At 62.7% G+C, this 26258-nt stretch carries 29 protein-coding genes; 24 read left to right on the top strand and 5 right to left on the bottom strand.

Annotation, left to right across the window (positions count from 1 at the left end; genetic code table 11):
- The first annotated feature begins 15 nt into the window (after nt 1–15).
- Nucleotides 16–1308, top strand: coding sequence for a type VII secretion protein EccB (gene eccB / locus HMPREF2617_RS07470; protein ID WP_245167912.1), 1293 nt, complete (start codon nt 16–18; stop codon nt 1306–1308).
- On the opposite strand, the gene HMPREF2617_RS07475 is transcribed toward eccB, so the two are convergent.
- A complete protein-coding gene (locus HMPREF2617_RS07475) occupies nt 1247–2443 on the bottom strand; it encodes a S8 family serine peptidase (RefSeq protein WP_141763027.1) in 1197 nt (398 codons plus the stop codon). The genes eccB and HMPREF2617_RS07475 overlap by 62 nt on opposite strands.
- A gap of 2 nt (nt 2444–2445) precedes the next feature.
- The gene (eccD, locus tag HMPREF2617_RS07480) at nt 2446–3738 is read right to left on the bottom strand and encodes a type VII secretion integral membrane protein EccD (protein ID WP_168168340.1); all 1293 of its coding nucleotides are present in this window, start codon (nt 3736–3738) and stop codon (nt 2446–2448) included.
- 221 nt (nt 3739–3959) lie between these two features.
- Between eccD and eccCb the strand changes: the two genes are divergently transcribed.
- The 10 genes from eccCb to HMPREF2617_RS07530 all read left to right on the top strand — a co-directional run bounded on the left by eccCb (nt 3960) and on the right by HMPREF2617_RS07530 (nt 13669).
- Nucleotides 3960–7454 carry a type VII secretion protein EccCb gene (eccCb, locus tag HMPREF2617_RS07485; RefSeq protein WP_070840432.1) on the top strand — a complete coding sequence of 1165 codons (3495 nt, stop codon included), beginning with the start codon at nt 3960–3962 and terminating at the stop codon, nt 7452–7454.
- Nucleotides 7455–8450, top strand: coding sequence for a type VII secretion-associated protein (locus tag HMPREF2617_RS07490; RefSeq protein WP_070450583.1), 996 nt, complete (start codon nt 7455–7457; stop codon nt 8448–8450).
- 103 nt (nt 8451–8553) lie between these two features.
- Nucleotides 8554–8865, top strand: a complete 312-nt coding sequence (locus HMPREF2617_RS07495) for a WXG100 family type VII secretion target (protein WP_070422754.1) — start codon at nt 8554–8556, stop codon at nt 8863–8865.
- Between the two features lie 18 nt (nt 8866–8883).
- Complete coding sequence (locus HMPREF2617_RS07500) at nt 8884–9168, top strand: WXG100 family type VII secretion target (protein WP_070450580.1); 285 nt, start codon at nt 8884–8886, stop codon at nt 9166–9168.
- A 293-nt stretch (nt 9169–9461) separates the two neighbouring features.
- A complete protein-coding gene (gene rplM / locus HMPREF2617_RS07505; RefSeq protein WP_070422756.1) occupies nt 9462–9905 on the top strand; it encodes a 50S ribosomal protein L13 in 444 nt (147 codons plus the stop codon).
- Entirely contained in the window at nt 9905–10444 is a 540-nt protein-coding gene (gene rpsI, locus HMPREF2617_RS07510) for a 30S ribosomal protein S9 (RefSeq protein ID WP_070422757.1), read from the top strand. Before rplM ends, rpsI begins: the two co-directional genes overlap by 1 nt.
- A 135-nt stretch (nt 10445–10579) precedes the next feature.
- Nucleotides 10580–11923 carry a phosphoglucosamine mutase gene (gene glmM, locus HMPREF2617_RS07515; protein WP_070840433.1) on the top strand — a complete coding sequence of 448 codons (1344 nt, stop codon included), beginning with the start codon at nt 10580–10582 and terminating at the stop codon, nt 11921–11923.
- A 103-nt stretch (nt 11924–12026) separates the two neighbouring features.
- On the top strand, nt 12027–12344 hold the full coding sequence (locus HMPREF2617_RS07520) for a hypothetical protein (RefSeq protein WP_070771066.1): 318 nt from the start codon (nt 12027–12029) through the stop codon (nt 12342–12344).
- Nucleotides 12341–13369 carry a hypothetical protein gene (locus tag HMPREF2617_RS12410; protein WP_070482478.1) on the top strand — a complete coding sequence of 343 codons (1029 nt, stop codon included), beginning with the start codon at nt 12341–12343 and terminating at the stop codon, nt 13367–13369. The genes HMPREF2617_RS07520 and HMPREF2617_RS12410 overlap by 4 nt, the downstream gene beginning before the upstream one ends.
- Nucleotides 13370–13423: 54 nt before the next feature.
- A complete protein-coding gene (locus HMPREF2617_RS07530) occupies nt 13424–13669 on the top strand; it encodes a hypothetical protein (RefSeq protein ID WP_141739346.1) in 246 nt (81 codons plus the stop codon).
- A 34-nt stretch (nt 13670–13703) separates the two neighbouring features.
- On the opposite strand, the gene HMPREF2617_RS07535 is transcribed toward HMPREF2617_RS07530, so the two are convergent.
- A complete protein-coding gene (locus HMPREF2617_RS07535; RefSeq protein WP_070840434.1) occupies nt 13704–14558 on the bottom strand; it encodes a dienelactone hydrolase family protein in 855 nt (284 codons plus the stop codon).
- A 75-nt stretch (nt 14559–14633) separates the two neighbouring features.
- Here HMPREF2617_RS07535 and HMPREF2617_RS07540 point away from each other — a divergent pair, with 75 nt between their 5' ends.
- From HMPREF2617_RS07540 to groL, 10 genes are all read left to right on the top strand, one after another.
- Nucleotides 14634–15293 (top strand): GAP family protein, encoded by a 660-nt coding sequence (locus HMPREF2617_RS07540; RefSeq protein ID WP_070840435.1) that lies wholly within the window; start codon nt 14634–14636, stop codon nt 15291–15293.
- A 19-nt stretch (nt 15294–15312) separates the two neighbouring features.
- Complete coding sequence (alr, locus tag HMPREF2617_RS07545; RefSeq protein WP_070840436.1) at nt 15313–16398, top strand: alanine racemase; 1086 nt, start codon at nt 15313–15315, stop codon at nt 16396–16398.
- The gene (gene tsaE, locus HMPREF2617_RS07550; protein WP_083284743.1) at nt 16399–16866 is read left to right on the top strand and encodes a tRNA (adenosine(37)-N6)-threonylcarbamoyltransferase complex ATPase subunit type 1 TsaE; all 468 of its coding nucleotides are present in this window, start codon (nt 16399–16401) and stop codon (nt 16864–16866) included. It begins immediately after the preceding gene.
- A gap of 10 nt (nt 16867–16876) precedes the next feature.
- Nucleotides 16877–17380: a hypothetical protein gene (locus HMPREF2617_RS07555; RefSeq protein WP_070422765.1), complete on the top strand. Its 504-nt coding sequence runs from the start codon at nt 16877–16879 to the stop codon at nt 17378–17380.
- Nucleotides 17380–18018 (top strand): tRNA (adenosine(37)-N6)-threonylcarbamoyltransferase complex dimerization subunit type 1 TsaB, encoded by a 639-nt coding sequence (tsaB, locus tag HMPREF2617_RS07560; RefSeq protein WP_070422766.1) that lies wholly within the window; start codon nt 17380–17382, stop codon nt 18016–18018. Before HMPREF2617_RS07555 ends, tsaB begins: the two co-directional genes overlap by 1 nt.
- The gene (rimI, locus tag HMPREF2617_RS07565) at nt 18018–18482 is read left to right on the top strand and encodes a ribosomal protein S18-alanine N-acetyltransferase (protein WP_070482471.1); all 465 of its coding nucleotides are present in this window, start codon (nt 18018–18020) and stop codon (nt 18480–18482) included. Before tsaB ends, rimI begins: the two co-directional genes overlap by 1 nt.
- Before the next feature lie 3 nt (nt 18483–18485).
- Nucleotides 18486–19529 (top strand): tRNA (adenosine(37)-N6)-threonylcarbamoyltransferase complex transferase subunit TsaD, encoded by a 1044-nt coding sequence (gene tsaD / locus HMPREF2617_RS07570; RefSeq protein ID WP_070815592.1) that lies wholly within the window; start codon nt 18486–18488, stop codon nt 19527–19529.
- 75 nt (nt 19530–19604) lie between these two features.
- Complete coding sequence (locus HMPREF2617_RS07575; protein ID WP_070840437.1) at nt 19605–20057, top strand: hypothetical protein; 453 nt, start codon at nt 19605–19607, stop codon at nt 20055–20057.
- 143 nt (nt 20058–20200) lie between these two features.
- Nucleotides 20201–20500, top strand: coding sequence for a co-chaperone GroES (gene groES, locus HMPREF2617_RS07580; protein WP_070422770.1), 300 nt, complete (start codon nt 20201–20203; stop codon nt 20498–20500).
- Between the two features lie 10 nt (nt 20501–20510).
- Nucleotides 20511–22121 (top strand): chaperonin GroEL, encoded by a 1611-nt coding sequence (groL, locus tag HMPREF2617_RS07585; RefSeq protein ID WP_070422771.1) that lies wholly within the window; start codon nt 20511–20513, stop codon nt 22119–22121.
- Between the two features lie 80 nt (nt 22122–22201).
- Here the strand turns inward: groL and HMPREF2617_RS07590 are convergent, their stop codons facing one another.
- Nucleotides 22202–22510 carry a WhiB family transcriptional regulator gene (locus tag HMPREF2617_RS07590; protein WP_070422772.1) on the bottom strand — a complete coding sequence of 103 codons (309 nt, stop codon included), beginning with the start codon at nt 22508–22510 and terminating at the stop codon, nt 22202–22204.
- Between the two features lie 234 nt (nt 22511–22744).
- Between HMPREF2617_RS07590 and HMPREF2617_RS07595 the strand changes: the two genes are divergently transcribed.
- Together HMPREF2617_RS07595 and HMPREF2617_RS07600 are read left to right on the top strand one after the other, a co-directional pair.
- Nucleotides 22745–23344 (top strand): sigma-70 family RNA polymerase sigma factor, encoded by a 600-nt coding sequence (locus HMPREF2617_RS07595; RefSeq protein ID WP_224213064.1) that lies wholly within the window; start codon nt 22745–22747, stop codon nt 23342–23344.
- A complete protein-coding gene (locus HMPREF2617_RS07600; RefSeq protein ID WP_070840438.1) occupies nt 23334–24227 on the top strand; it encodes a hypothetical protein in 894 nt (297 codons plus the stop codon). The genes HMPREF2617_RS07595 and HMPREF2617_RS07600 overlap by 11 nt, the downstream gene beginning before the upstream one ends.
- Here HMPREF2617_RS07600 and HMPREF2617_RS07605 read toward each other — a convergent pair whose 3' ends face one another.
- Nucleotides 24228–24599 (bottom strand): DUF5319 domain-containing protein, encoded by a 372-nt coding sequence (locus tag HMPREF2617_RS07605; RefSeq protein WP_070422774.1) that lies wholly within the window; start codon nt 24597–24599, stop codon nt 24228–24230.
- A 124-nt stretch (nt 24600–24723) separates the two neighbouring features.
- Here HMPREF2617_RS07605 and guaB point away from each other — a divergent pair, with 124 nt between their 5' ends.
- A complete protein-coding gene (guaB, locus tag HMPREF2617_RS07610; protein ID WP_070840486.1) occupies nt 24724–26247 on the top strand; it encodes an IMP dehydrogenase in 1524 nt (507 codons plus the stop codon).
- Nucleotides 26248–26258: the final 11 nt, after the last annotated feature.

The following is a 26258-nucleotide window of genomic DNA, read 5'->3' on the forward strand; positions in this document are numbered from 1 at the left end:
ATTATGGCGAAACTTTTGCCTACTACACGTGCCCAGGTTTCGGGCCACCAGTTCATGCGCCGTCGTATGGAGCATGGGTTGTTGTTCGGGGATATCCGGATGATCCATGACCCGTTGTCGGCGCGCCATCGCGCCACGGTGTTTGGTGTTGCTGCGGTGGTGATGATCGCCGGGGTGATGGGGTTGTTTGCGTGGATGCGTCCGAATGCAGATCCGGGGGATGCCCCGATTCTGCGGGCGTCGGACGGCACGCTGTATGTGCGTGTTGATGACACTGTTCATCCGGTGACCAATCTTTCTTCTGCACGCTTGATTGCTGGTGCGGCGGCTGATCCGTCGCGGGTGGGTGATGAGCATTTGGCGGCGATGCCACGTGGCGTTCCGGTGGGCATTGTGGCTGCGCCGGCGATGTTTGCGCCGGAGGGTGCGGTTGATGCTGCATGGTCGGTGTGTGCGGTGCCGGGCCGTGTGACGGTGGTTGCGGGGCAGCGTCCGGAGCCTTTGCTTGGCGACGATACCGTGCTGGCCACCGACGGCACCCGCCAATGGTTGGTGACTGGTGAGGGCAGACAGTTGCTGCCTGATGCGGCGTCCCCGCAGGGGCGTATCGTGCGCCGTGCGTTGGGGGTCGGGCACACCACTCCGATGTGGGAGCCACCGTTGCAGGTGATGACGGCGCTGAAGGAATTGCCACCGGTATCAGTACCTGCGCCCGACCGGCTGCCAGAAGTATTGGTCGCTGAGAGCGGTGCGTGGGCGCTGTTCAACGGGAGAATCGAGCCGCTCAGTGAGGTGCAGCAGGCAGTGCTGTTGGATGCTGGCGCGAAGCAACGCAGCATCGGCCGCGAACAGTTAGCCACGTATCAGGACGGGGACTTAGGGCTGACGATTCCAGAGCGTCGCCCGCAGTGGGTTGACCCGGTGCAGCAGACGGTATGCGTGGACCAGGACCGTGGTGGCGCGGTGCAGTCCGGTACAGAACACGACGGTACAAAACACGACGGTGCAGAACACGCCGGTACAGCACGGTACGGCGCAGTGCGATCCGGTGATGCTTCGGCGATTGCGTTGTCTGGGGCGTCGGTGGCGACACATTTTGCGGGGCTTGCGGATGGCTCGATCGGTGTGGATTCCGGACATGGCTTCCACGTCGTGGCGAGCAACGGGTTGCGCCACCGTGCACCCGATGCGGAAACACTTGCCACGGTCGGTGCGGTGCATGTCGAGCGCGTGCCTTGGGAGATTGTCAGCCTCTTGCCGGAGGGCGAGGAGCTGACCCGGGCTGCGGCTTTGACCGCCACGTACTAACAGCACACAGTACAAGGACACCCAGCAGAGCGAACACAACTGCGCCGAGACCGACACTGCTGAACCGTTTCACGGCTAAGGAGGCGGTGCGCTCTGTTGGGGCCACGGTGACGGTGTCTCGGGGCGCGATGTCGTCCGGCGTGAGTTGGCTGATCACGTTGTGCGGGGTGATGGCGCCGCCGCCGTGTTGTGCTGCGGCGGTGATGAGCGTGCGCACGTGGTCTGGCGTGATGCCGGGGTAGCGCTGCATGAGCAACGCGGCCGCACCACTGACTACCGGTGCGGCGAAGCTGGTTCCAACGTAGGGGCGTGACCCGTCGCGGGTGAGCGTGCCGTCGGCCCAGCCGTTGCCGCTGGATGCGAGCGCGTGTGGGACAAGACCGGCTGCGGAGATTTCCGCTGGCATGGAGTATGACGCGAGCGTGTGGGTGTCCTCGCGAGCCCCCACAGCAAGCACCGTGGGAAACAGAGCCGGGATCACGCTAAAGCCTGGTTCACAATCGGCGCTGGTGTTGCCGGATGCGGCGACGACGACTGCGCCGTCGGCCTCGGCACGGTGCAACGCGCCGCGCAGTCCATTGAGATCAATGCGTGAGGCAAGCCCCGGGTCCACACAGGACACGACAGAGACGTTGAGCACGCGCGCACCTTCGTCGAGCGCGTTGTTGATTGCAGAGGCGAGCGTCTCAAGGTCCCCCGCGACAGATTGGCCGCGGACACCGCGGTAGTGGGCTGACGTTTGGCGCACCGCCAGGATCTCCGCATCTGGTGCGATGCCGAGCGTGCGCCCAGCGATGATGCCGGCGACGATGGTGCCGTGGCTGTCGCAGTCCGCAAGCGCGTTGTCGCCGACAAAGTCGGCTCCGGGGCGCAGGTGATTAAGTTCCGGGTGTGGAGCGACGCCAGTGTCGATGACGGCGACGCGCACGCCGGCTCCGGTGGCGAAGCGACGGAGCTCGTGGAGCTCCGCAGGTGTCTCACCTGGTGGTTGTGCTGCCGAAGGCACGGCGCAGGCGATGTCTTGGGCGGAGGCGTAGGTAAGCGAGCCCGGCGCGAGTGCTGCAGGTGCGCAGAGTACAGGCATGGCGAGCATCAGTGGCAACAGTGCGGAAGCGGGCAGGGAACGTGTGCGCATTGTTACAGCCCTCGAATCAGGTCGAAGACCCCGGTGAGGTGTACCGCGAGTGGGATGACGGCGATGAGGGCGGCGATTTCGGCACGTTCGAACCAGACAACGGTTGTCGGTTCTAGGTCGGGTACGCGCCGGGCCCACAGCACGGTGGTTGTAGCTGCCAGTGCGGTGAGGACGGCGATGGTGATGAGGGCGGGATGCGGGTCGTCGATACGCACAACGCTGATGGCGGAAGCAATGACTGCCGCGAGTGCTATCGCCATCAGCGCAATGCGGGTTGCAGCCCAGTGGTGGCGCGATGCGTAGACGACGAGTGCGCCAGCGATGCAGGTGCAGAACACGAAGTTCCATGCACCGCCGCTGCTGCCGATCTGGAGGAGCGCAGGGATGCTCACTGTGGCAATTCCGGCGGTGACTGCGCTGGCGATGGTGGTGGCGACTCGGCTGCGTGCGTCGACGTCTGGTTGGTATTCGTCGGCGCGATCGAATTCTTCGCCGGCGGTGGGCACGTGCGCCACGGCAAGGCCTGCAGCACGGGTGGCGATGCCGGGTGTGGCGGCAACCGTAAACAGGCCGGTGAGGACGGATAATGCGGCAGGCGCGTTTGCGGCGGGCAGCCAGGTGCCTAACATGCCGATGCCGCTGAGCACACCAACCGTGACAGCAAACGCCACCAATGCAGGGCCCGCAAGGCGCAGAGCCACTCCAATGCCGACGGTGATGAAGGCTGTGACGACACCTGCGAGTGCGCCAAGAGCAACGTCTGTGCTGTGCAGGTTCGGTTCTGCGCCACCGATGACCCATGTGGCGGCGGCCCAGCCGAGGCACAACGGCGCGGCAGCAAACACGGCGGGCGATTTCGCAACAGCAGCGAGGGTGAGCGCACATAACCCGGTGACGGCGAAGGTCGCGGGAGGTGGGGTAAACATGCTGAGCAGCAACGCAATGCACGCTAACCCTACGAGGGTTGCGGCGGCGTCGAGGCCGCGCACGCTGCGGGCATTGCGGCCTGCGTGCGCGAGGGCGTCGGCGGCGTCGCGTACCACGGGAGGTGCGATGGGTTCTTTGGGGCGCAGGGCGATCACGGCGCCGTCGTGAAGCTTGAGCGCGTACAACGGCGTGTGCATGTCGAGTGGGCGTCCGCCTGCCGTGGAGATTTCCCACGGGCGGTGGATCTGCGGCAGTTCCACAAGACGCGCCAATTCGGGCAGCACCTCTGCAAACGTTGAGGATGTCGGCAGTGTGACATCGATATCGCGGTGAAACGCCGCAACAGAAACACGTACGGTTACGCGCACAATGTGGTGCGCCGAAGTAGCAACCAAAACTCTTCCCCCGGAAGTCTCAACGCGTGGCCCCCATTTGCCACGCAACTTGGGCCAGTATGGCGCACCGTTACGCTGCAGTCCAGCTTTTCGTACCCCTTTGGCGGGCAAATGGTCTACACTGCGCTCAACACTATGCCCAACACAGTTCGGGGGAACTGTGGCCACATGGGGTGAAAAGGGGGGATCCACGAATGCTCGGGTTAGACCACGATGCTGTGCTCGCACCAACTGCGGGCACACCTGACGTGCCGGCACTGCCAACAGGACAACTGCGTGCAGAGCCAGTCCCAACAGCGCAAAAGCCGCAGACGCAGCCGGTGATCAAGATCTTGCTGCCAATTGTGATGGTGGTTGCCGTTGGTGCGGTGATGGCGCTGATGATGACATCTGGACGCACTGTGAGCCCAATGATGTTGATCTTCCCGCTGATGATGCTTTTCGGACTGTTGGGCATGATCAATCCGCAAGATCGGCAGGGAGATATCAACGAAACGCGCCGGGTGTACCTGCGCCACCTGGATGCGTTGACCCGGAAGGCGCGCGCGAACGCAGCGCAACAGCGCGCGCACGCGACAGGGTTGCACCCGGCTCCGGCAGATCTTGTTGCTGCGACACCGGTGGAGCGGGTTTGGGAGCGCACTGCGGCGTCACCGCTGGCGTTGACCGTCCGGTTGGGGACTGGCAGCGGTGCGCTGTGCACGCCTGTCGATGTAGAGGATCCGGGAAGCCCAGAGGACCTTGACCCGGTGTGCGCGGTGAGTCTTCGTCGCACTGTCGCTGCCGTAAGCACCGTGCCTGGCATGCCGATTGTTGTGCAGCTCGATGCATTTCCCGCGGTCACCTTGGCTGGTCCCGGCGCGCATGAGGTGGCGCGTTCCATCGTGTGCCAACTCGCGTTTTTTCATGGGCCCGAGTTGGTCAGCATCGACGCGCCATTCGCGTGGGCGAAGTGGCTGCCGCACGCTCGCGCGGAACATGCACGTTTTCGCGTGGTGCTTATCGACGCCACCGTGGAGCACCTCCACGCCCCCGACGCCGACTGTGTGATTGTCGTCCACCCGGACGAGCACTACTTTGTGGACCCGGATGCCTTCCACCTCGTGTGCACCGATACGCTCGCTGCGGTCACCGAACAGGGCATGGAGCAACTCGGCCTTCCGGACTCGTTCACTGACGCGCAGGCCGAGTTCATCGCTCGCCACCTCGGGTTCTACCGACGCCCAGAAGGTGCGAGTGAAGACACGGGCGATCTGCTTGCCATGCTGGGGATTACGGACCTGGATGCACTCGATGCCACCACAATGTGGCCGGGGATGCGCAACAAGCTTGTCGTGCCCATCGGCGCGACCCCCGATGGGCAGCCGGTGTACCTGGACTTCAAAGAATCAGCGCTCGGTGGCATGGGCCCACACGGGCTCTGTATCGGAGCTACCGGTAGTGGTAAGTCCGAACTGCTTAAGGAAATCGTTGTTGCGCTTGCCGCAACGCACTCGCCGGACGAGCTCAACTTGGTGCTTGTGGACTTCAAGGGCGGCGCAACCTTCCTCGGCTGCGAGGACCTGCCCCACACCAGTGCGGTGATCACCAACCTTGAAGACGAGGCCGTGCTGGTCGAGCGCATGTTTGATGCCATCTCCGGCGAGTTGAACCGCCGCCAGGAACTGCTGCGTGCCGCAGGCAACTTTGCCAACATCACCGACTACACCCGCGCTGGGCACACACTGCCGTCGCTGGTGATCATCGTCGATGAGTTTTCAGAATTGCTCTCGCAACACCCGCACTTCGCGGACCTTTTCGTCGCGGTGGGGCGCCTGGGCCGCTCACTTGGTGTGCACTTGTTGCTCGCCTCGCAGCGGCTCGAGGAAGGAAAGCTGCGCGGGCTCGATTCCCACTTGTCGTATCGCATCGGGTTGAAGACGTTTTCCGCAGGGGAGTCGCGCCAAGTCCTCGGCGTGCCGGATGCCTATGAACTGCCCAGTGAGCCGGGCTCGGGTTACCTCAAGTCAGGTATGGAACTCACTCGCTTTAGGGGTTCTTACGTCTCCGGCCCGCTGACCCGCCAGGTGTTGTCGCACCCAGCGGACGCGCCGACAGTGCGGTTGTTTACCGGCGACGAGATAGAAATCGCCCCGCAAACTGTTACCGATACCGACTATTCGACAACGCTGTTCGACGCCGTTGTGGAGAAAGCCCGCGACGTCGCCGCAACCCGGAGCATGCGCGCCCACCAGGTGTGGCTGCCACCGTTGCCGGATACGCTCGCGCTTTCTTCGCTTGTCGACGACACCATCGCCCTCGTCGACGAGCCCTATCGCCAACTCCAAGTCCCCTTCGCCGTGGACTTTTCCCGTGCCGGTGAGCATGTTGCCATTGCTGGTGCGCCGCAGACGGGGAAGTCGATGGCGGTGCGGTCGATCGTCGCCAAGCAAGCGCTGTGTCGCACAACCGATGAGGTGGCGATCTACATCATCAACGCTGGCGGCGGCGACTACAGCGACATCGAGTCCCTGCCTCACGTGGCGGGTGTGGCGAACGCGAAGGATGAAGAACGCACGCGTCGTGTTATCGACGAGGTCACCGGACTTCTGGATGTGCCTGCCTCGCGCGCGACACTGCTCGTTGTCGATGGTTGGCATGCGTTGCTGGCCAACGATTCCAAACTTGAGGACCTGCGCGATCCTTTGGCACGGATCGCCTCCGAAGGCCCTGCTGCACGCGTGCACCTGCTGGTTACCACACAGCGGTGGAACGCAGTGCGTGCGAATGTGCGCGACCTCATCGGCACCCGCATCGAGATGCGCCTGACCGAGCCGATGGATTCGCTGATCGACCGCAAGGCCCAAGAACGTCTCGCCGCCGTGCCGGGACGTGCGCTCACCCCGGACGGCAAAGTCATGCATGTCGCGCTGACCAGCGCCGAAGACATCGCACACATCGCAGCCCAGGCGGCGAGCCAGACGCCGGTGCCACGCCTGCGCGTGCTGCCAGCAAGAGTCGACGCGCAACCGCTTATCGACGGCACCCGCATCCCACTCGGCATTGGCGGAGCGGACCTTGCACCGCTGTACTCCACCGGCCACATCCTGGCCATCGGTGCAGGCGGCGCGGGCAAATCCGCCTTCATCGCCAGCACGATTGCGGCTATTTCAGCGATGCCACGCGAACAAGCCCGCATGGTGATCTGCGACCCGCGCCGGGCACACCTGGCTCATGCGGACAGCGACATGGTCGCGGCGTACGCAGCTTCCTCGAGTGCGCTCACCGATGCGGTGCGCTCGCTGGCCACCACGCTGACCTCGCGACTGCCGGGCAGCGACGTCACGCCCGCCCAACTGGCAGACAGGTCCTGGTGGGCAGGCCCAGAGCTCTACTTGCTTATCGACGATCTCGACCTGGTCGGCGACGAACCACTGCGCCCAATCATCGACTTGTTGCCCCACGCGCGTGACATCGGCTTGCACATCGTGGTGGCGCGCAAGTTCGGCGGTGTTGGGCGTGCCATGTTTGGCCCGTTCCTCTCCGCTGTGAAAGACCTTCACCCAGACGTGCTGATTATGGACGGCACCAAGGACGAAGGCGCACTCTTCGGCGTCCGACCGGCTTCGCAGCCACCAGGGCGCGCAACGCTCGTACAGGGCGAGCCGAAGGGCATGATCCAACTGCCGATGCTGAATATGGGGGACTAAATGACAGACCTGCGTATTACCGCGACCGATGCGTCGACCGTGTTCACCGGTGCGGCCGACGTCCACCGCTTCGACGCGCCAAGCAGCCGTGAAATCGCGAGCACGATCCGCACTGTGCTGGGGCCGAACCCAGATGGGGCACACGTGCACATCACCGCAGACGACACGCGCCTACGCGAGCTCGAGTACGCCCTGGCGGACTACGACATTGACTTAACCACCGAACTCCTTGGTCCCGATCCGGCAGACGTGCCACGTTCGCTCAACGCACCCTCCGCGCCACCTGCGCCGTGGGATCCGCCACGGGACCCGCCACGGGACCCGCCGACAGACACGTTCGCGGCGATTGCGGACAACCGCTCGTCAAACATCGGCGTCTGGATCATCGCCGCAGTCGTCGTGGTGGTCGCAGTCGTGTGTGCGGTGGTCATCTTCAACGTTGTCTGGAAAGGCAGCGTTGGCAGTGCCGGCAGCGCCAGCAGTGCAGCGAACACGGACAGTTCAATTGCGACACCGACGGCTACTGAAGCTGCTGCGGGGGCAACGCCGTCTGTGGCGGTGGAGTCGTCGATACGCGAAGAAGCACCGCAGACCGTCCTGCTTGAACAAGACGGCCTTCAAGTGGAACTGCCTGCCGGGTTCGCTCTTGAGGCCGACGATGGCACATGGCGCGCAACCGGCGATGATCCGAACTTCCGCCTCCACATCGCCGTTGAGAGGCTGTACCAACTACCGGCCAAGACTATGGCCGAGCAACTCCTCGCCGATGTTGAGGCGGACCCGCAAACAGAACTTGTGGACACGGACGGCACCTCGGTGACCTACCTGGAGCGTGCCGCGGATGGATCGCAGGCGCTCTGGAAGACCTGGCCGCACGGCACCACCCAGCTTTTCGTGGGCTGCCACACGCGCCATGAACCCACCACAGTGCAACGCGCAACGTGTCGAATGGCCATGGAAACCGCTGAATTTAAGGGGGCTGACATGCGGACATGAAAAACTTTTGAATTCGATGGAACCGAAAGCATCAAATGTCAGTCAGATATATGAACGGCAAACACACACCGTTCATCCAACCTAAACACACAAGGGGGAAACCATGGAGCTGTTCGCCACTGAAGCGGAGGTCATGCGCGCCGCCGCAGACCGTACCGACGACACCAACGCAAACGTCAACCGCGAAATCGACCGCATCCAACAGGTAGTCGAATCCACTCGCAACTACTGGGTGGGCAACGCGCAGCGCAGTTTCGACGACCTGATGATGCGCTACGACGACGCTCAAAAGCGTTTGTCGGAGGCGTTGACCGCGATCTCCGCGAACATTCGCGACAACGCGAAGCACTACGAGTCCACCGACGCAACCAACACCGACAGCCTCCGTCAGCTCGCTGGCGGACTCGCACTCTAACCACAAGGGGGAACCACCATGCAGATCAAATACGACTTCACTCAGATCGCCGGCGCATCCGAAGATATGCGCGCATCCGCATCCCGCATCAACGGCGACCTGGCCGAACTGAAGCAGATGCTCCAGCCCATGGTCCAGACCTGGGAAGGTACCGCCGCCACCGCTTACCAGGCACACCAAGCCAAGTGGGACCAGGCAGCAGAGGACCTCAACCAGATCCTCACCCAGATCGCGCAGACCGTTGAGGATGGCAACTCCACCATGTTGGCCGTCAACAACGCTGCAGCGAACAGCTGGGGCTAACCAACAGACTTGCGTCGGGGCGACAACGCCGACCATCGGGGGATAGGGCGCGGCAGATCCGTCCCCGGCGCATCCACAAAAGAAAAAAGGGGGGACTCGGGGGAAACGCCGCCGCAGGTGATGAAGGGGAACACCTGCGGCGGCGTTTTTGTTTTGCGGCCAGATTGCCGTAGTGTTTAACCCCTGTGTGTCCCGCCTGACGCGCGTTTCGGGTCTCCACCGGCCGCCGGAACCGTCGAGGAACATGCGAAGGATGGCCGGCAGCAATCTAGACAGACTTTAAGGAGTCATGCATGTCTACTTACCACCCGAAGAGCGGTGACGTGACCCGTAACTGGTACGTCATCGACGCAACCGACGTGGTGCTGGGCAAGCTTGCTTCCACCGCAGCAGACCTGCTGCGCGGTAAGCACAAGCCGCAGTTCGCACCGAACGTTGACACCGGCGATCACGTCATCGTGATCAACGCCGACAAGATCCACATCTCCTCCAACAAGCGCGATCGCGAGATGCGTTACCGCCACTCCGGCTACCCGGGTGGTCTGAAGTCCATGACCCTGGGCCGCGCACTGGACGAGCGTCCGGACCGCGTGATCGAGGAAGCTGTGAAGGGCATGATGCCGCACAACAAGCTCTCCCGCCAGTCCATCAAGAAGCTGCACGTCTTCGTCGGCTCCGAGCACCCGTACGCTGCTCAGAAGCCGGAAACCTACGAGTTTAAGCAGGTGGCACAGTAATGACCGAGCCGAACAACTACGACAACCTCGCTGCCGACACCGACATCGATGCCGCAACCGCAGCAACCGAGGAGTTCAACTACACCATCGGTGACGCAATTGCGCCGGAGGCTGACGCTGCTGAGGAGACCGTTGAGGTCGCACCGCTGCACGAGGGCCCGATCCAGACTGTTGGTCGTCGTAAGCGCGCAATCGCTCGCGTGACCGTCGTCGAGGGCGAAGGCAAGATCACGGTCAACGGCCGTGAGTTCGAGGAGTACTTCCCGAACAAGCTGCACCAGCAGGACATCCTGACCCCGCTGACGCTGCTCGAGCGCGAAGGCCAGTTCGACATCAAGGCCAACATCTCCGGTGGCGGCCCGACCGGCCAGTCCGGTGCTCTGCGTCTGGCTATCGCCCGCGCACTGAACATCTACAACCCGGCTGAGCGCCCGACCCTGAAGAAGGCCGGCCTGCTCACCCGTGACGCTCGTGCCGTGGAGCGCAAGAAGGCTGGTCTGCACAAGGCCCGTCGCGCACCGCAGTACTCCAAGCGTTAATCGCTGGCTTACTCCACACGCCGTCGCCCGGTTTCGGGTGGCGGCGTTTGCCGTTTCTTCTGTCGTTGTTGGTGAGCGGACCGGTTGCGAGGGTTCGTCGATAAGCAATTGCAGCAAGCATGCATAATTGTGGGCATGACTCGATTGTTTGGAACTGATGGTGTTCGCGGCTTGGCCAACGAGGCGTTGACAGCGCCGTTGGCGTTGAAGCTCGGCGCAGCTGCGGCAACGGTGCTGACGAAGGACCGTCGCTCCGGGAAGCGTCGCCCAGTAGCGCTCATTGGGCGCGACCCGCGCGTCTCCGGTGAGATGCTGGCGGCAGCGATGGCAGCCGGCATGGCGTCGAAGGGCGTAGACGTGCTGCGTGTCGGTGTGATTCCGACGCCTGGCTTGGCGTTTCTTACGGACGACTACGGAGCCGACATCGGTGTAATGATTTCCGCCTCCCACAACCCGATGCCGGATAACGGGATCAAGTTCTTCTCCGCTGGTGGTCACAAGCTGCCCGACGATATTGAAGACGAGATTGAGCGCGCCATGGACGAGCTGGAGGAAACCGGTCCGACCGGCACCAGCATCGGCCGTGTGATCGAGGAGGCCCCAGATGCGCAGAGCCGCTACCTGGCACACCTGGCTGATGCGGTAAGCACCGACCTGTCAGGTATCAAGGTTGTGGTGGACTGCGCGAACGGTGCAGCGTTCGAGGTAGCCCCGAAGGCGTATGCGGCAGCGGGAGCTGACGTGACCGCGATCTTTAACAAGCCCGACGCCTACAACATCAACGACGACGCAGGCTCCACGCACATGGAGCAGATTCAGCGCGCAGTGGTTGAGCACGGCGCGGACCTTGGTTTGGCGCACGATGGTGACGCGGATCGTTGCTTGGCTGTGGACGCCGAGGGCAATGTTGTCGACGGCGACCAGATCATGGCTGTACTGGCAACCGCGATGCGCGATAACAACTCGCTGCGTTCCAACACGCTGGTGGCCACGGTGATGAGCAACCTGGGGCTGAAGCAGGCAATGAAGCGCGAGGGCATCGAGATGCGGGAGACCAAAGTGGGCGACCGTTATGTCCTCGAAGAGCTCAACCGTGGCGACTTCTCCTTGGGTGGCGAGCAGTCCGGCCACATTGTGGTTCCGGAGCATGCGACCACCGGCGATGGCGTGCTGTCCGGTCTGATGCTCATGGCACGCATGGCTGAAACCGGGAAGTCGCTCGCTGAGTTGGCGAGTGTGATGACCGTGCTGCCGCAGACGCTGATCAACGTTCCGGTCTCAGACAAGTCGCGCATTCTTGACGACGAATCCGTTACCGCCGCGATCCGCGAAGCCGAAGCGGAGCTGGGCGATACCGGCCGTGTCTTGCTGCGTCCGTCGGGTACCGAGGAGCTGTTCCGCGTGATGGTGGAAGCAGCTGAGGAAGAACAGGCACGAAAGGTTGCCGGACAGCTCGCGGCGGTCGTCGCAGCCGTGTAACTTCTGAGTAAGAAGTTTTTTGCCCCGGCAGGGAACCGCCGGGGCGTTGGGGGAGTCTAACTAAGTAGAAATAGTTGGACTGGAATCTTTTCAGGGGTGGGAAATGACACGACATGTCAGTGCTGTCGACGTTGACGTTGACAATGTTCGAACGCAGTACGGTGCCGCGATTAACGCGTACCGTGCTGCGGCGCACGACCTCGACGCGAGGCGCATCACGGTGGACCCGTCTGCTTTCGGCGATGGCTTCGCGGAGCAAGGCCAGCGTGTTGCTGAGGCACTTGAAGCGCTTCACAGTACGTCGAAGCGGTTTTTAGAGGTCCGCAGCGAGAACTGGGAGCAGGTGCTCGCGCTTACCGACGACATCGTGGCCGCCGATGCACTCGCAGCCGAGGTACTTGAGGGGGTGGAGCAGCCATGATGCCGACAGTGCAAGATGATGTCCGCACCCTCGTCGAAGCGGTCGAGGTTGCACCTGAGGTGCCAGAACACCAGCGCAATGCCGTGCGAGGCCTTGCCGGTGAGTTGATGTCCGAGTCCTCCTGTATCAACGGGCTCGACCTTTCGGTGTTCGCACAGATCGGCTTGCAATTGGCGTTGAGTTGTGAGCGTCCGGATACACCAGCGCGCACGTGCACGGCGGATAACAGCGGATGGTTTGAGGAGGTGGGCATCCGGGATCGGGAGTGCCGAAATGAAGCCCGCGAGACCGACCACTTTGAACACGTCAAGCAGGTAGGCCAGCGTATTGGAGAGTGCTCTTCGGCGATAGAAGCGATCGTGCGCTCAGCTGATATGGCGATTCGTGCGATCTTGGAACCTGCGCGCCGTGTGTTCGAAATCGCGCAGCGTTGCGGCATCACTCAGATTGTGGAGATCGCCGTCGAGGTGATCATCGAAGCGCTGCGGTGTGCAACAGCAACGACCACGGACCGAAATGGGGTGATCCGGGAGTGCCTCGACAGCATTGCCGAGTGCACTGGTGAGGCGGCGCAAACCCAGCCAGAGCCTGCGGTGGAGAAACCATGCGACACGGTTGCAAGCTCCTCGGTCGGCACTGTGGCCGCCGGCGTGAATATCTCGGTCGATGTGGGGCTGAAACTGGGCCTTGAGCTCGACCTGGCACAGGGCGAGGTGGAATGCCCGCCGGAGGAAGCACCGAAGCCGGAGCCTGAACCGCCGGCGAAACCAGCACCGAAACCTGCTCCAGCACCGGCACCAGCGCCACCGCCACCACCACCGCCTGCACCTGCACCGACACCGACTAAGGATGGGGTTATCGCCCCACCGCCAGAACTGTCGCAGGTGCAAGAGCCGCCACCACCGCCGAAGAAGGCACAGCACGTCGATACAACAGCTGCTTCCGTAGGTGGCGCAGACGGGGCACAATCAGGCGCTCAGGGCGGGCAGGATCCGTGGGCAATGAAGAAAACGGGGGAGTGGTAACCAATGGATTACGAGTTGTTTGTGCTCCAGTTCCAACGTAGGACGCAAAAACGCATGGCTGATTTTGAGGCCATGATGCGCGAGCACCAGAACAAGATGGAACAAACTGCGAAGCACTACGCCAGAGCGCGCGAGACGATGGAACGGCCGAAGCCGGTCGCGCCGCGTGGGGATTACACCTTGGAACGCTCGCGCGTGTCTGCGGCGCGTCGCGCAAGAAGGGCGCAGGTGCATGCGGTGCTGCAAAGCCAGGCCCGGGGGACTCCGCCGGAGCAGCCCGGCGTGGGCGAAGAGGCCTAACCCGCGAGTGAGAACCCCGCGGAAGCGCGCCGCCCTAGAACAGGGAGAAACCGGCGTTGTCGCGGGCCAGCCCCGCGGCCTTGGCGAGCTTCTCGCCAGAAAGGGAGACCACGCCAGAGCCTTCGGCGTCGGCTTTCGCGTAGCCGGCGTAGGCCTTCTCGTCGTTTAGCACGTGCAGCAAGTAGCCCACGAGCAAGCCGCGCACGGTTTCCTGCAGTGCGCGGTCGGACTTGCCCAAGCCGAGGATGCGCTTGATCATGCCGTCTTCGGAGAAGGACTGCTGATCGCCCTTCTTCGGCGCGCGGTAGACCACATCGCCCGCCCAGTTGTAGGCAAGCTTTGCGGGGTTGCCCGGGTCGAACAAGGAATCGCCGTCCTCGCCGGGACCGATGACCATGCCGGGGGCGAAGAGCGCACGGGCTGCTTCCACCGCGGACGGTGCGACGTTTGCCGGGTACACCGTCGCCACAGCCTTCACCTTCGGGTTGTCTACCGCCGCAAGCACTGCGGCGCCACCACCCATGCCGTGGCCGACGATGCCGAGTTTGCCTGGGGAGACAGAGATGTTGCCGTTGCCCAGTCGCACGCCGGCGAGGATCTGCAGGCTCGTCTCCAGGTCTGCAGCAAAGCCACGGTGATCTGGCCTAAACCCGGTTTCAGTGTTGGGTGCTGCGACTGCGATGCCCCAGCTGGCCAGGTGGCGCAGTGTGCCGTGGTAGTCGTCGACGTCTTTCGTCCAGTCGTGGCCGAACGCGACAGCGGGCAGGTTCTTGCCCTCGGCAGGGGTGTACACCTTGCCAGGTAGGCCCGTGTAGCCCAAGTCGCCTTCAAGGACGCGGTGGGGGCCACGCTTGGACAGGTCAGAGAGTTTCTTTAGCTTCGCAGACACGCCGACGATCCTACTGCATCCTTGTCTGGACTAGGGTGAGTCCATCGTTGCAGGCGGGGTTACTCAGGAGGCAGGATGCTCGGCGCGTTACAGCTCGCATTCGTCGATTCGGTGAACCTTCTGCTCATCGGGGTCATCGTTGCAGTAGGAATTGCGGTGCCGCGGGGAAACGGCCGCTACGCCAAGACGACATCGTTGCTGATTGCCGGTGACTGGCTGGGGGTGGCGGGGCTTGCGCTGCTGATGCTTGTCATTTTCGACGGGTTGGGCTCCGCCGTTGAACGTTTTGTCAACGGCCCTGTCTTCGGTGTGTTGCTGATCGCAACGGGTTTGCTGACGGCGGTGCTTGCCATGCGTGGCGGTGACAACCAGGCGCTGACGCAGAAGATCATGCAGCACCTGAACACGCCCGGTCCGCTGACGGTGCTGACGGGTTTTGTCTTGGGGCTGGTGCAGTCCGCAACCTCGGGACCGTTTTTCGGCGGGCTTGCGTTGCTGTCCGCCTCGGGTATTGACACGCAGGTGCGTTACGCGGCGATTCCGCTGTACGCCTCGGTGGCGTTGTCGCTGCCAACGCTGTGTGCGCTGCTGGTCGGGTTGGTGCGCGCTCGTCCTGAAAGTCTCGCAGGCAGGGGGTTTGCGTGGGCGCGCAGCCACCCGCAGCAGGTGACGGCAGCGGCGACGTGGGCTGTGGCAGTAATGCTGACTGTGCTGGGTGTCGTGCACCTGCTGTAGGTGGTGCACAATGGGGCGTATGTTTCCGCTCCGTACAACGATTGATTTAGGTGCGATTGCGCACAACACTCGCCGTCTGAAAGAGCAGGCAGGCGAGGCGAAACTGATGTGTGTGGTGAAGGCGGATGCCTACAATCACGGCGTTGAACAGTGTGTTCCGGTGATGGATCGCAATGGCGCAGATGCGTTCGGCGTGGCCACGTTGGCTGAGGCTCGTCGTGTCCGTGAGGTCACACAGAAGCCTGTGCTCGCCTGGTTGTGGAGTATCCACGAGGAGTTACCGGAGGGCATCGATCTTGGCGCGCCGAGTGTTGCCCATTTGCAGTTGCTTATCGACGAACCCACGCACCGCACCGTCTACCTCATGGTGGATACGGGCATGCACCGCTCCGGTATCGACGAACCCGAGTGGGAAGCAGCGTTCAAGATGGCATTTGAGGCGGAGCAGGCCGGCAAGATTGAGGTTGCTGGTTTGATGACGCACCTGGCGTGCGCCGACAACCCGGTCGACCCCTACACGGATTTCCAGGCGGAGAACTTCCGCAAGGCGATCGAGGCGGCGCGTGCGGCCGGATTGCGTGTGGAGCGAAACCACATGGCGAACTCGCCAGCGACTTGGACGCGCAAAGATTTGCACTTTGACATGGTGCGCCCCGGCGTGAGCCTGTACGGGCTCGAACCAGTGGCGGGGCTTGACCACGACCTGAAACCGGCGATGACGTGGGTGGGACAGGTCATCGCGGTTAAGCCGATGAAGCAGGGCGAAGTAACCAGTTACGCACGCACCTGGGAAGCACCCGAGGACGGCTACACCGCAGTGATTCCGGCCGGTTATGCAGACGGCGTGCACCGTAGCTGGCAGGGTGCGTTGGAGATCGCCATCAATGGCCAGACCTACACCCAGGTTGGGCGTGTGAGCATGGACCAGATTGTGGTGTGGCTCGGCGCAAACGAGGACAACGTCCAGGCAGGCGACGAGGCAATCATCTTCGGTGCGGGTGGTCGCAGCGCAACTGATCTGGCTAAGGCCGCCGGCACGATCAACTATGAGGTTGTGTGCGCGCCGGAGGGCCGAACGCTTCGCACCTATGTAGGGGAGGAGTAAGTGAAGGACACGTTTGCGTGTGAAGGAAAGCGGGTGTGTGAGGGGGTCGTCGATACGCAACAGCTTGGTGAGGAGCTCGGCGCAGCACTTGAGGCGGGGGATCTAGTGATCCTGGATGGCCCGCTCGGCGCCGGCAAGACCACGTTCACACAAGGTATTGCGCGTGGCATGCAGGTGAAGGGACGCGTGACCAGCCCGACGTTTGTCATCGCGCGCCAGCACGCTTCCACTGTGGGCGGGCCCGCGTTGGTGCATGTGGATGCCTACCGTCTCGGCGACGATCCGCTGGGTGAGCTCGATGCGCTCGACCTGGATACCGAGTTGGAAGATGCCGTGGTGGTCGCAGAATGGGGCGGCGGTTTGATGGAGCAGTTGGGGGCGCGCCACATTCTCGTGCAGTTGGATCGGGAGACTCTCGCGGAGACTGAGGGCAGGATAGTTTCCTGGCGTGTCGTGGAGGGGATGTAGGCTTACACCCATGCTGAAAACGAGTAGCAAAGCCCGTGGTTGGATCATTCTTGCGGCGGTGCTGTGGTTGGTGATCCTGATCGGGATCATCTTCATTCCGCAGTCCCGTGGCTCGAACGCTGTGGACGAGGTGAAGCCGACGAACTCGCTGACGCGTGCGTTGCTGCAGACCCGTCCGGGCGGTGACGTGGTTGCCGCGCAGCTCGTTGACCCGTCCAGGGTGTACGACGCAAACGAGTACATGGGGTACACCACGCTGTGCCCAGGCGAGCCGGAGGAGCTGGTGAAGGCGAAGAAGGAAGCCTTCGCGCTGACGGATGAGGATGTGGACCTCAACGGCGAGATGGGTTACGTGCTGCTGATCCCAGCGGAGGGTGAGACTGCCCTGATCGACCCGGTTGAGTTGAAGAAGGTCGACATCTGCACTGTTCCGCAGTCGGAGACTTTCCCGCTGAACACCGCAATGCCGTTCTACAACACGAAGGGCCAGTGGGCTCTGGGGATGGGCCAGTAATGCTGGTGCTCGCCCTCGACACGGCGACTACGGATTTGGTCGCAGGTGTCGTGGATACCGAGGCGGCGAAAACGCTTGCTGAGGCAACCGTTGCTACGCGTGCGCACAACGAGCAGCTTGTGCCGACAGTGCAGGTGCTTCTCGACGAAGCCTCGCTCACCTTCGCCGACCTCGACGCCATCGTTGTCGGTTGCGGGCCGGGCCCGTTTACCGGTTTGCGTGTCGGGATGGCCACCGCCTCTGCGCTTGGCCAGGCGCTTGGCATTCCGGTGCATGGGGTATGCACCCACGATGCGGTAGCGGTAGACCGCCAAGGCGATGTGCTTGTGGTGACCGACGCCCGCCGCCGCGAGGTGTACTGGGCCCGGTACAACGACGGTGCCCGTGTTGCAGGCCCCGAGGTATGTAAGCCGGCGGATCTGCCAGTGGAGCAGGTGGACGTGCTGAGCGTGCCCGACAACCTTGCAGAGCAGGTCACGGTCGTAGCAGGCACTATTGCGTACCATGCGCCGGCCCCGGCTGGGTTGGTTGCTGTGGCGGATCTGAGCGCCACCCCGGAGCCTCTCGTCCCGCTGTATTTGCGTCGGCCGGATGCGGTGCCACCGAAGCAAGCTCCGAAGTCGCCCGCGCTGCCGTGATGGAGTTCCGTGAACTGACAGTCGGCGATGCGGCCGCGGCGGCAGCGATAGAGGCTGTCCTGTTCGCTGGGGATAACCCGTGGTCGGAGGCAGCATTTCGTTCAGAGATTGCTGCGCCCCACACGTTTTACCTCGGTGCGTTTGAAGCAGACCGGATGCTTGGGTACGCGGGGCTTGCAATGCTGGGCCCGCGCGACGACCCAGAGTTTGAAATCCACACCATCGGGGTGGACCCCGAACAGCAGGGCCGCGGCCTGGGCCGGGCGTTGATGGACCAGATGATGCACACCGCTGACCTCATGGATGGTCCGGTCTATCTTGAGGTGCGGGTGGATAACGAGCCCGCGATCGCGCTGTATAAACGTTTCGAGTTTTTCACCGCCGGCGTGCGGAAGAACTACTATCAGGCCTCCGGCATGGACGCGTACACCATGACGCGCCCGCGCAAGAGCGAAAGGGTGTAAGCAATGATTGTCCTCGGTATCGAGTCCTCCTGCGACGAGACTGGCGTAGGCATCATCAACCTTCATGACGACGGCACGATGGAAATCCTTGCCGACGTCGTCGCGTCCTCGATGGAACAGCACGCCCGCTTTGGTGGTGTGGTGCCGGAGATCGCCTCCCGTGCACACCTTGAGGCGATGCCGCAGGTGATGGAAAAGGCGCTGGCGGACGCTGGTATTGAGAAGCCAGATGCCGTAGCAGCCACGATCGGGCCCGGTCTTGCAGGCGCACTGCTGGTTGGCGCTTCCGCCGCGAAGGCATACGCCGCCGCCTGGGGCGTGCCCTTTTACGGCGTGAACCACCTTGGCGGCCACGTCGCTGTGGCCAACCTCGAGGGGGAAAGCTTGCCGCACTCGATTGCGCTGTTGGTCTCTGGCGGGCACACGCAGCTGCTCGAGGTTGACGCGGTGGGCAAGCCGATGAAGGAACTCGGCACCACACTCGACGACGCTGCTGGTGAGGCCTACGACAAGGTGGCCCGGCTTCTGGGGTTGGGCTACCCGGGTGGCCCGGTCGTCGACAAGTTAGCTGCGCAGGGGGATCCGAATGCGGTGCGTTTTCCGCGGGCGCTGTCGCGTGCGGAGGATCTGCGCGGCGAACACCGTTACAACTTCTCGTTCTCTGGGCTGAAGACTGCGGTCGCGCGCCACGTTGAGGCCGCCGAGCGTGAGGGCCGCGTGATCTCGCTGGAGGACGTGTGCGCGTCCTTCCAGGAGGCAGTCTGCGACGTGCTTACCGCCAAGGCGATCATGGCCTGCGAGGACACCGGCGCGAACACCCTGCTGCTCGGCGGGGGTGTGGCGGCCAACAGTCGTCTGCGTGAACTCGCGCAGCAGCGTTGCGACGACCACGGCATCGAACTGCGTGTGCCACGGTTCAAACTCTGCACCGACAACGGTGTGATGATCGCAGCGCTTGCGGGTCAGCTCATCCACGAAGGGGCCACGCCGTCTGATTTGGGCGTAGGCACGGACACGTCGCTCGAGGTAGAGGTTCCGCTCGTGTAATTGCTCGCCGAGCGAGGTCACCGGGGAGGGGCTACATTGAGCACCTGAACTGTATCCCGTGAAAGGAAATCCTCCGTGACCACCGAGCAATTTAGCCAAGAGCAGGCCGAACGCGAACGTTTCGGGCTGCTCGTCAACCCAGATCTGACGTACCGTCGCATCGTGTTCGACGAGGACTCTGCGCGCGAGATGCTCGGTGGCGGAACCGATGGTGTTGTGGACGTGGCGTTTGACCGCGACGGCAACCGGTTCCACGCGATTTACCGGGTTGACGCTGGAATTGTCGGAGCAGAGCCGAACCCTGTTGCGTCCCTCGCGCGTAACACTGCAGAGACGGACACCCCGGAGTTTCTTACGGATCCCACCCGGTCGATCTGCGGGCCAGTGATCTTCGCGGCGCGCGGGGGCGACAGCATCAGCGAGGGAACGGTCGAAGAGGTCGTCAACGCGATCCGTGCGGTGGAAAACTTCCGCAACGACAATCCCGAAGAGTTCGAGCTGTGGCGTAACGCGGTGAAAAACCGCTAAACGCCACCAGTGTTGTTGGCTGGCACTCTCATAGGTAGAGTGCTAAGGCAGGTTGTGTGAAGCACAGTTGTTCACCCGCGACGACGGCTGCGCCTCGTGAGACCTGAACTATTGAATCATTCACCAATGAAAGGTTTTTGATCATGGCAAACGTCAACATCAAGCCGCTGGAGGACAAGGTCCTCGTCCAGATCGCTGAGGCTGAAACCACCACCGCCTCCGGCCTGGTTATTCCGGATTCCGCGGCGGAAAAGCCGCAGGAAGCCGTCGTCATCGCTGTTGGCCCGGGTCGTCTCGACGACAATGGCAACCGCATCGCCGTGGACGTGAAGGAAGGCGACACGGTTATCTTCTCCAAGTACGGCGGCACCGAGCTGAAGTACGGCGGCGAGGAGTTCCTCCTGCTGTCCGCTCGTGACCTGCTGGCCGTCGTCGAGAAGTAAGTAAAACGCTATGGCAAAACTCATCGCATTTGATCAGGAAGCTCGCGAGGGCATCCAGCGCGGCGTGAACACGCTCGCCGACGCGGTGAAGGTCACCCTCGGTCCCCGTGGCCGCAACGTTGTGCTTGCAAAGTCCTGGGGCGGCCCGACCGTCACCAACGACGGCGTGACCATCGCCCGCGACATTGACCTTGAGGATCCGTTTGAGAACCTCGGTGCGCAGCTGGTGAAGTCCGTCGCAGTCAAGACCAACGACATTGCAGGTGACGGCACCACCACCGCAACGCTGCTCGCCCAGGCGCTCGTCGCCGAAGGGCTGCGCAACGTGGCTGCTGGTGCGAACCCGATCGAGCTGAATAAGGGCATCAAGGCGGCAGCCGACAAGGTCGTCGAGGAGCTCAAGGCTCGCGCGACCGACGTGAAGTCGTCCGCTGAGATCGCCAACGTGGCCACCGTGTCCTCTCGCGACCCTGAGGTTGGTGAGATGGTCGCAGGTGCCATGGAGAAGGTGGGCAAAGACGGTGTGCTTACCGTCGAGGAGTCTCAGTCCATTGATTCCTACGTGGATCTGACTGAGGGTATTTCCTTTGATAAGGGCTTCCTCTCCCCGTACTTCATGACCGATCCGGATGCCGGCCAGGCCGTGCTTGAGGACGCCCGCGTGCTGCTCGTACGCGGCAAGATCTCCTCTCTGCCGGATTTCCTCCCGCTGCTTGAGCAGGTTGCATCGGAGTCGGTGCCGCTGTTCGTCGTGGCCGAGGACATCGAAGGCGAGGCGCTGCAGGCTCTCGTTGTCAACGCGATCCGCAAGGTGATCAAGGTCGTTGCTGTGAAGTCGCCGTACTTCGGCGAGCGCCGCAAGGCGTTCATGGATGACCTTGCTGTTGTCACCGACGCGACCGTCATCGACCCAGAGGTTGGCATCAACCTCAAGGACGCCACCCTGGACCACCTTGGCTCCGCACGCCGCGTAACCACGACGAAGGACGACACGGTCATCGTCGACGGTGCCGGCACGGCAGAGGCAGTCGAGGAGCGCCGCGAGCAGATCCGCCGCGAGATCGAAACCACGGATTCCACCTGGGACAAGGAAAAGGCCGAGGAGCGCTTGGCCAAGCTTTCCGGTGGTGTCGCGGTGCTGCGCGTCGGTGCAGCGACCGAGACCGAACAAAACGAGCGCAAGCTCCGCGTCGAGGACGCCATCAACGCTGCCCGCGCGGCAGCAGAGGAAGGCATCATCGCCGGCGGCGGCTCCGCACTGGTGCAGATTGCCAAGCAGCTTGAGGAGTTTGCTGAAGGCTTCGAAGGCGAGCAGAAGACCGGTGTGCTGGCAGTGGCACGTGCACTGTCCAAGCCGGCATTCTGGATCGCTGACAACGCGGGCCTCGACGGCGCTGTCGTCGTGTCCAAGGTTGCCGAGATGAACAACGGCGAGGGCTTCAACGCCGCCACGCTCGAGTACGGCAACCTCATCGACCAGGGCATCATCGACCCGGTGAAGGTGACCCACAACGCTGTGGTCAACGCCGCATCCGTGGCTCGCATGGTGCTGACCACGGAGGTATCCGTGGTGACCAAGCCGGCCGAAGAAGGCGAGGAAGGTCACGCACACGCCCACTAGGGTGTCGTCGATACGCTAAAACAGTGCCCCACTTCGGTAGGGCACTGTTTTTCTTTTGGCGTGATTCTTCTGTCGTGCGCTTACTTGACGGCGGCGACGTACTTCACGCTGCCAAGGCCGCGGCGCAGGGCAGTGGAGCGCTCAGATTCACTCATGCCGCCCCAGATGCCATAGGGCTCGGCCACACGCAGGGCATGCTCGCGGCACTGGGTAAGCACCGGACAATTGAAGCAAATAGCCTTCGCTCGATTCTCACGCTGCGTGCGGGCGCGGCCCCGCTCACCCTCGGGGTGGTAGAAGATTTCCGAGGCTTCGCCTCGGCAGGCGCCGTGAAGCTGCCAATCCCAAAAGTCTGCATTGGGGCCGGGGAGTTGCTGTGGCAACGTCATGGTGTGAGATCTCCTTTGCCGTGGAAAACGTGATGTACACAACCAGCAGTGCAGTGTTCCGGCGGTGGGTGAACAAAGGGTTGCCGCGCGGTTACGGCACGGGTGTTTCTCGGAGGCTCTTGTGAATAAAAGCGCAATTCGCAGGGAAAATGGCAAGAGTTAAAGGTTGGTGAATTCTTGGATACGCGTCGGTAACTCATATGGCGGGGGAATGAGTGTTTATAGTGTTTGCTTGTGATTGGCAATACCGGCGCGACAGCGGGTGACGAGGAAGATGAACTTGTCACCCTCGTTCCACGTGCCGCCGAAGGGGATGCGCGTGCTCTCCAGCGTGTGATTGCCATCGTCCATCCACGGGTGCTGCGCTACGCCAGGGCGCGCATTGGAGGCGGGCGCATGCCGACTGCGGAGGACGTCGCTCAGGAGATCTGCTTGGCGGTAGCGACGTCCATTGACCGCTACGTGGATACCGGGCGGCCGTTCATGGCGTTTGTGTACGGCATTGCGTTTAACAAGGTCGCCGATGCGCACCGCAGCCTGGTGCGTGACAAGACAACGCCTACTGAAGATGTCCCTGACCAGGAGGTTGTTGCGTTCACGCCGGAGGATGCAGCCGTTGTTGCAGACGGAAGTAACGAAGTTCGCGCATTACTCGATTCATTAAGTGATAAGGCTCGCGACATTGTGATTCTGAGAGTGTTTGTGGGCCTCTCGGCGGAAGAAACGGCAGAGGTAGTGGGCAGTACTCCAGGTGCGGTGCGTGTCGCGCAGCATAGGGCGCTGTCCAAGTTGCGTGAGCAGTTGGAAGGAGACCATTCAGGCCATGACGCGTGATTTTGGTGGCGGCGACTTTGGAGAAGAGTACGTTCGCGACGATGCGTTTCTTGATGCGCTTTCGAGTGGTGTAGACCCCAGTGACGGCAGTGACCCACTGGCTGCGGCGCTGCTTGGACTAAAGCAGGACGTCGATCGCCCGATGCCAGCGGCTCCCACGGTGATCCCGGTTGCGCCGGTTGCGCCGGTTGCATCGCTTGACGACGCCCGCGCGCGCCGCCGGACCGCCAACCCATGGGTCGCAGGTGTGGTCGGTGCTGCAGCTGCGTCTGTGGCTATCGTCGGCACTGGCGCTGCGGTGTATGGCACGCAGAGCTCGGCGAACGAAACCACGATGGTGGAGTTGGCAACCACGCTCGACGAGCTGGAGGCAGCGAACCAAAGCGGGGATATGGAGGCCGCCCGAAGCCTGCTTGAGCAGGCTAGGGGGCTTATGGCAGGTATCAAGATGCGTGAGGCGCGCAACGGTGAAGACGTAGTGCAGCCAGCGCCACGCACGGTTACTGAAACCACGACTGTGGTGGAGGTCCATGAAGTTGAAGTTCCGCCGAGCGTGCAGCAGCCTGCGCCGGCGCCGGAGCAGAACCCTGCGCCTGCTCCGGAAAATGCGCAGCCGCCGGCCGGGGCACCGGCGCCGGGGTCGGATGCCGTGGCGCCTTCGAACGGGAGCTTGCCGCCGCGCCAGCCGCAGGAGCAACCGCGACCGACGGTGGTGGAGCCGTCCGATTCGCGCGAGCAAACTCCGATCCCAGGAGATCAGCCGCCAGCACGGCCGACGGTCCGCGATAATGTCTCGTCGAACCCAGTTGATTCTGCATCGCGGTACGCAGCAACGCCCGCGCCGGTAGTGCCGGGCGGGGCGGGCTCGTCGGAAAATTTCTAGCTAGCGTGCCTCGAGACCATCGAGGTAGCCCATCGCGTAATCCCACGGAACGTACGCAGTGACGTTCGGTTGCGCGCTGGGCTCATGCACCGGGGGAAGTTCCCCGTTGAGGGTGGCGATCATGTTTTGTTCCATGATCTCCCAGTCGTAGTAGTGCATTTGGTCGCAGTCCTCGCACAGGAAATGGATGCCCAAAATTCCGCGCGGCTTTAGCATGCGTTGTGCGTCGCGTACGTGTGCAAGGTCCTGGATGACGGCGACGCGCTCCTCAGGGGAGAGGGGCTCCACGATCTCATCGTCTTCGATGAACGACGCCGGATCGTTTGGGTCGTCCGCGAACGGGTCCAGCGGCATCATGTCGTCGTAATTCACGGTGCCCAGCCTATTAAGTGGCCGCTTGCTAGGCCAATCAGGGCGTCATCCCCGCATAGCCCCAGAGCTTGCGCGGCGTTATATCATTGCTGAAAACAATCGCGCGGGAGAGGAGAACATGTCGATGTCTGAGGCACGAGTATGGACGGGTGGCGACGATCCGAACAAGGTGGCGCTGAGGGGGCTGACGTTTGATGACGTGCTGCTGCTTCCGGCGGAGTCCCACATTGTTCCATCTGAGGTGAGCACCGAAGCCCAGTTCACCCGCAATATCCGTCTCGGCATGCCGATTATTTCGGCGGCGATGGACACAGTGACCGAATCCCGTATGGCGATCGCGATGGCGCGCCAGGGCGGTATCGGTGTGCTGCACCGTAACTTGAGCGCTCAGGACCAGGCGGAGCACGTCGATGTGGTCAAGCGCTCGGAATCCGGCATGGTGACTAACCCTGTTACCGCCACCCCCGATATGACCATCGCCGACGTCGATGCACTGTGCGCCCGTTTCCGCATCTCGGGCCTTCCTGTAGTTGACGGTTCTGACCGTCTTGTTGGCATCATCACCAACCGCGACATGCGCTTCGAGCCGGATGCTCAGCGCAAGGTTGCAGAGGTCATGACCCCGATGCCGCTGGTTGTAGCGCAGGAGGGTGTGGACAAGAAGGAAGCGCTCGATCTGCTATCCGCCAACAAGGTGGAGAAACTTCCGATTGTGACCTCCGAAGGCAAGCTTGCCGGTCTGATCACGGTGAAGGACTTTGTCAAGAGCGAGCAGTACCCGAACGCCTCGAAGGATGAGAACGGCCGTCTACTTGTCGCTGCTGGCGTCGGTACCGGTGAGGACGCATTTGAGCGCGCTGGTCTGCTCGTTGAGGCGGGCGTAGACGCGCTCGTTGTCGACTCCGCGCACGCACACAACAACCGTGTACTTGAGATGGTCTCTCGTGTGAAGAAGGAATTCGGCGACCGCGTCGACGTTGTCGGTGGCAACTTGGCTACCCGTAGCGCTGCGAAGGCCATGATCGACGCTGGCGCAGACGCCATCAAGGTCGGTATCGGTCCGGGCTCTATCTGCACCACCCGCGTGGTTGCAGGTGTTGGTGCACCGCAGATTACCTCCATCCTCGAGGCGGCCGTGCCGGCGAAGGCTGCAGGTGTGCCGATCATTGCCGACGGTGGCATGCAGTTCTCTGGCGACGTGGCTAAGGCATTGGCTGCCGGCGCATCCACCGTCATGCTCGGCTCCATGTTGGCGGGCACGGCGGAAGCGCCAGGCGACATTGTTGTTGTCGGCGGCAAGCAGTACAAGCGTTACCGCGGCATGGGCTCCATGGGTGCAATGCAGGGCCGTGGACTGACTGGTGAGAAGCGTTCCTTCTCCAAGGACCGTTACTTCCAGGCGGATGTGGCAAGCGAGGACAAGCTCGTGCCGGAAGGCATTGAGGGGCGCGTGCCGTTCCGCGGTGACCTGGATTCCATCACCCACCAGATCGTTGGCGGTCTGCGCGCCGCGATGGGCTACACAGGCGCATCCACTATCGAGGAGCTGCAGACCAGGCAGTTCGTCCAGATCACCACCGCGGGCCTGCGTGAGTCCCACCCGCACGACATCACGCAGACCGTCGAGGCACCGAACTACCGCCAGTAGGAGAACCAGCA

Origin of the sequence: Corynebacterium sp. HMSC070H05, from assembly GCF_001837615.1 — a bacterium.
GTDB classification, from domain to species: domain Bacteria; phylum Actinomycetota; class Actinomycetes; order Mycobacteriales; family Mycobacteriaceae; genus Corynebacterium; species Corynebacterium coyleae.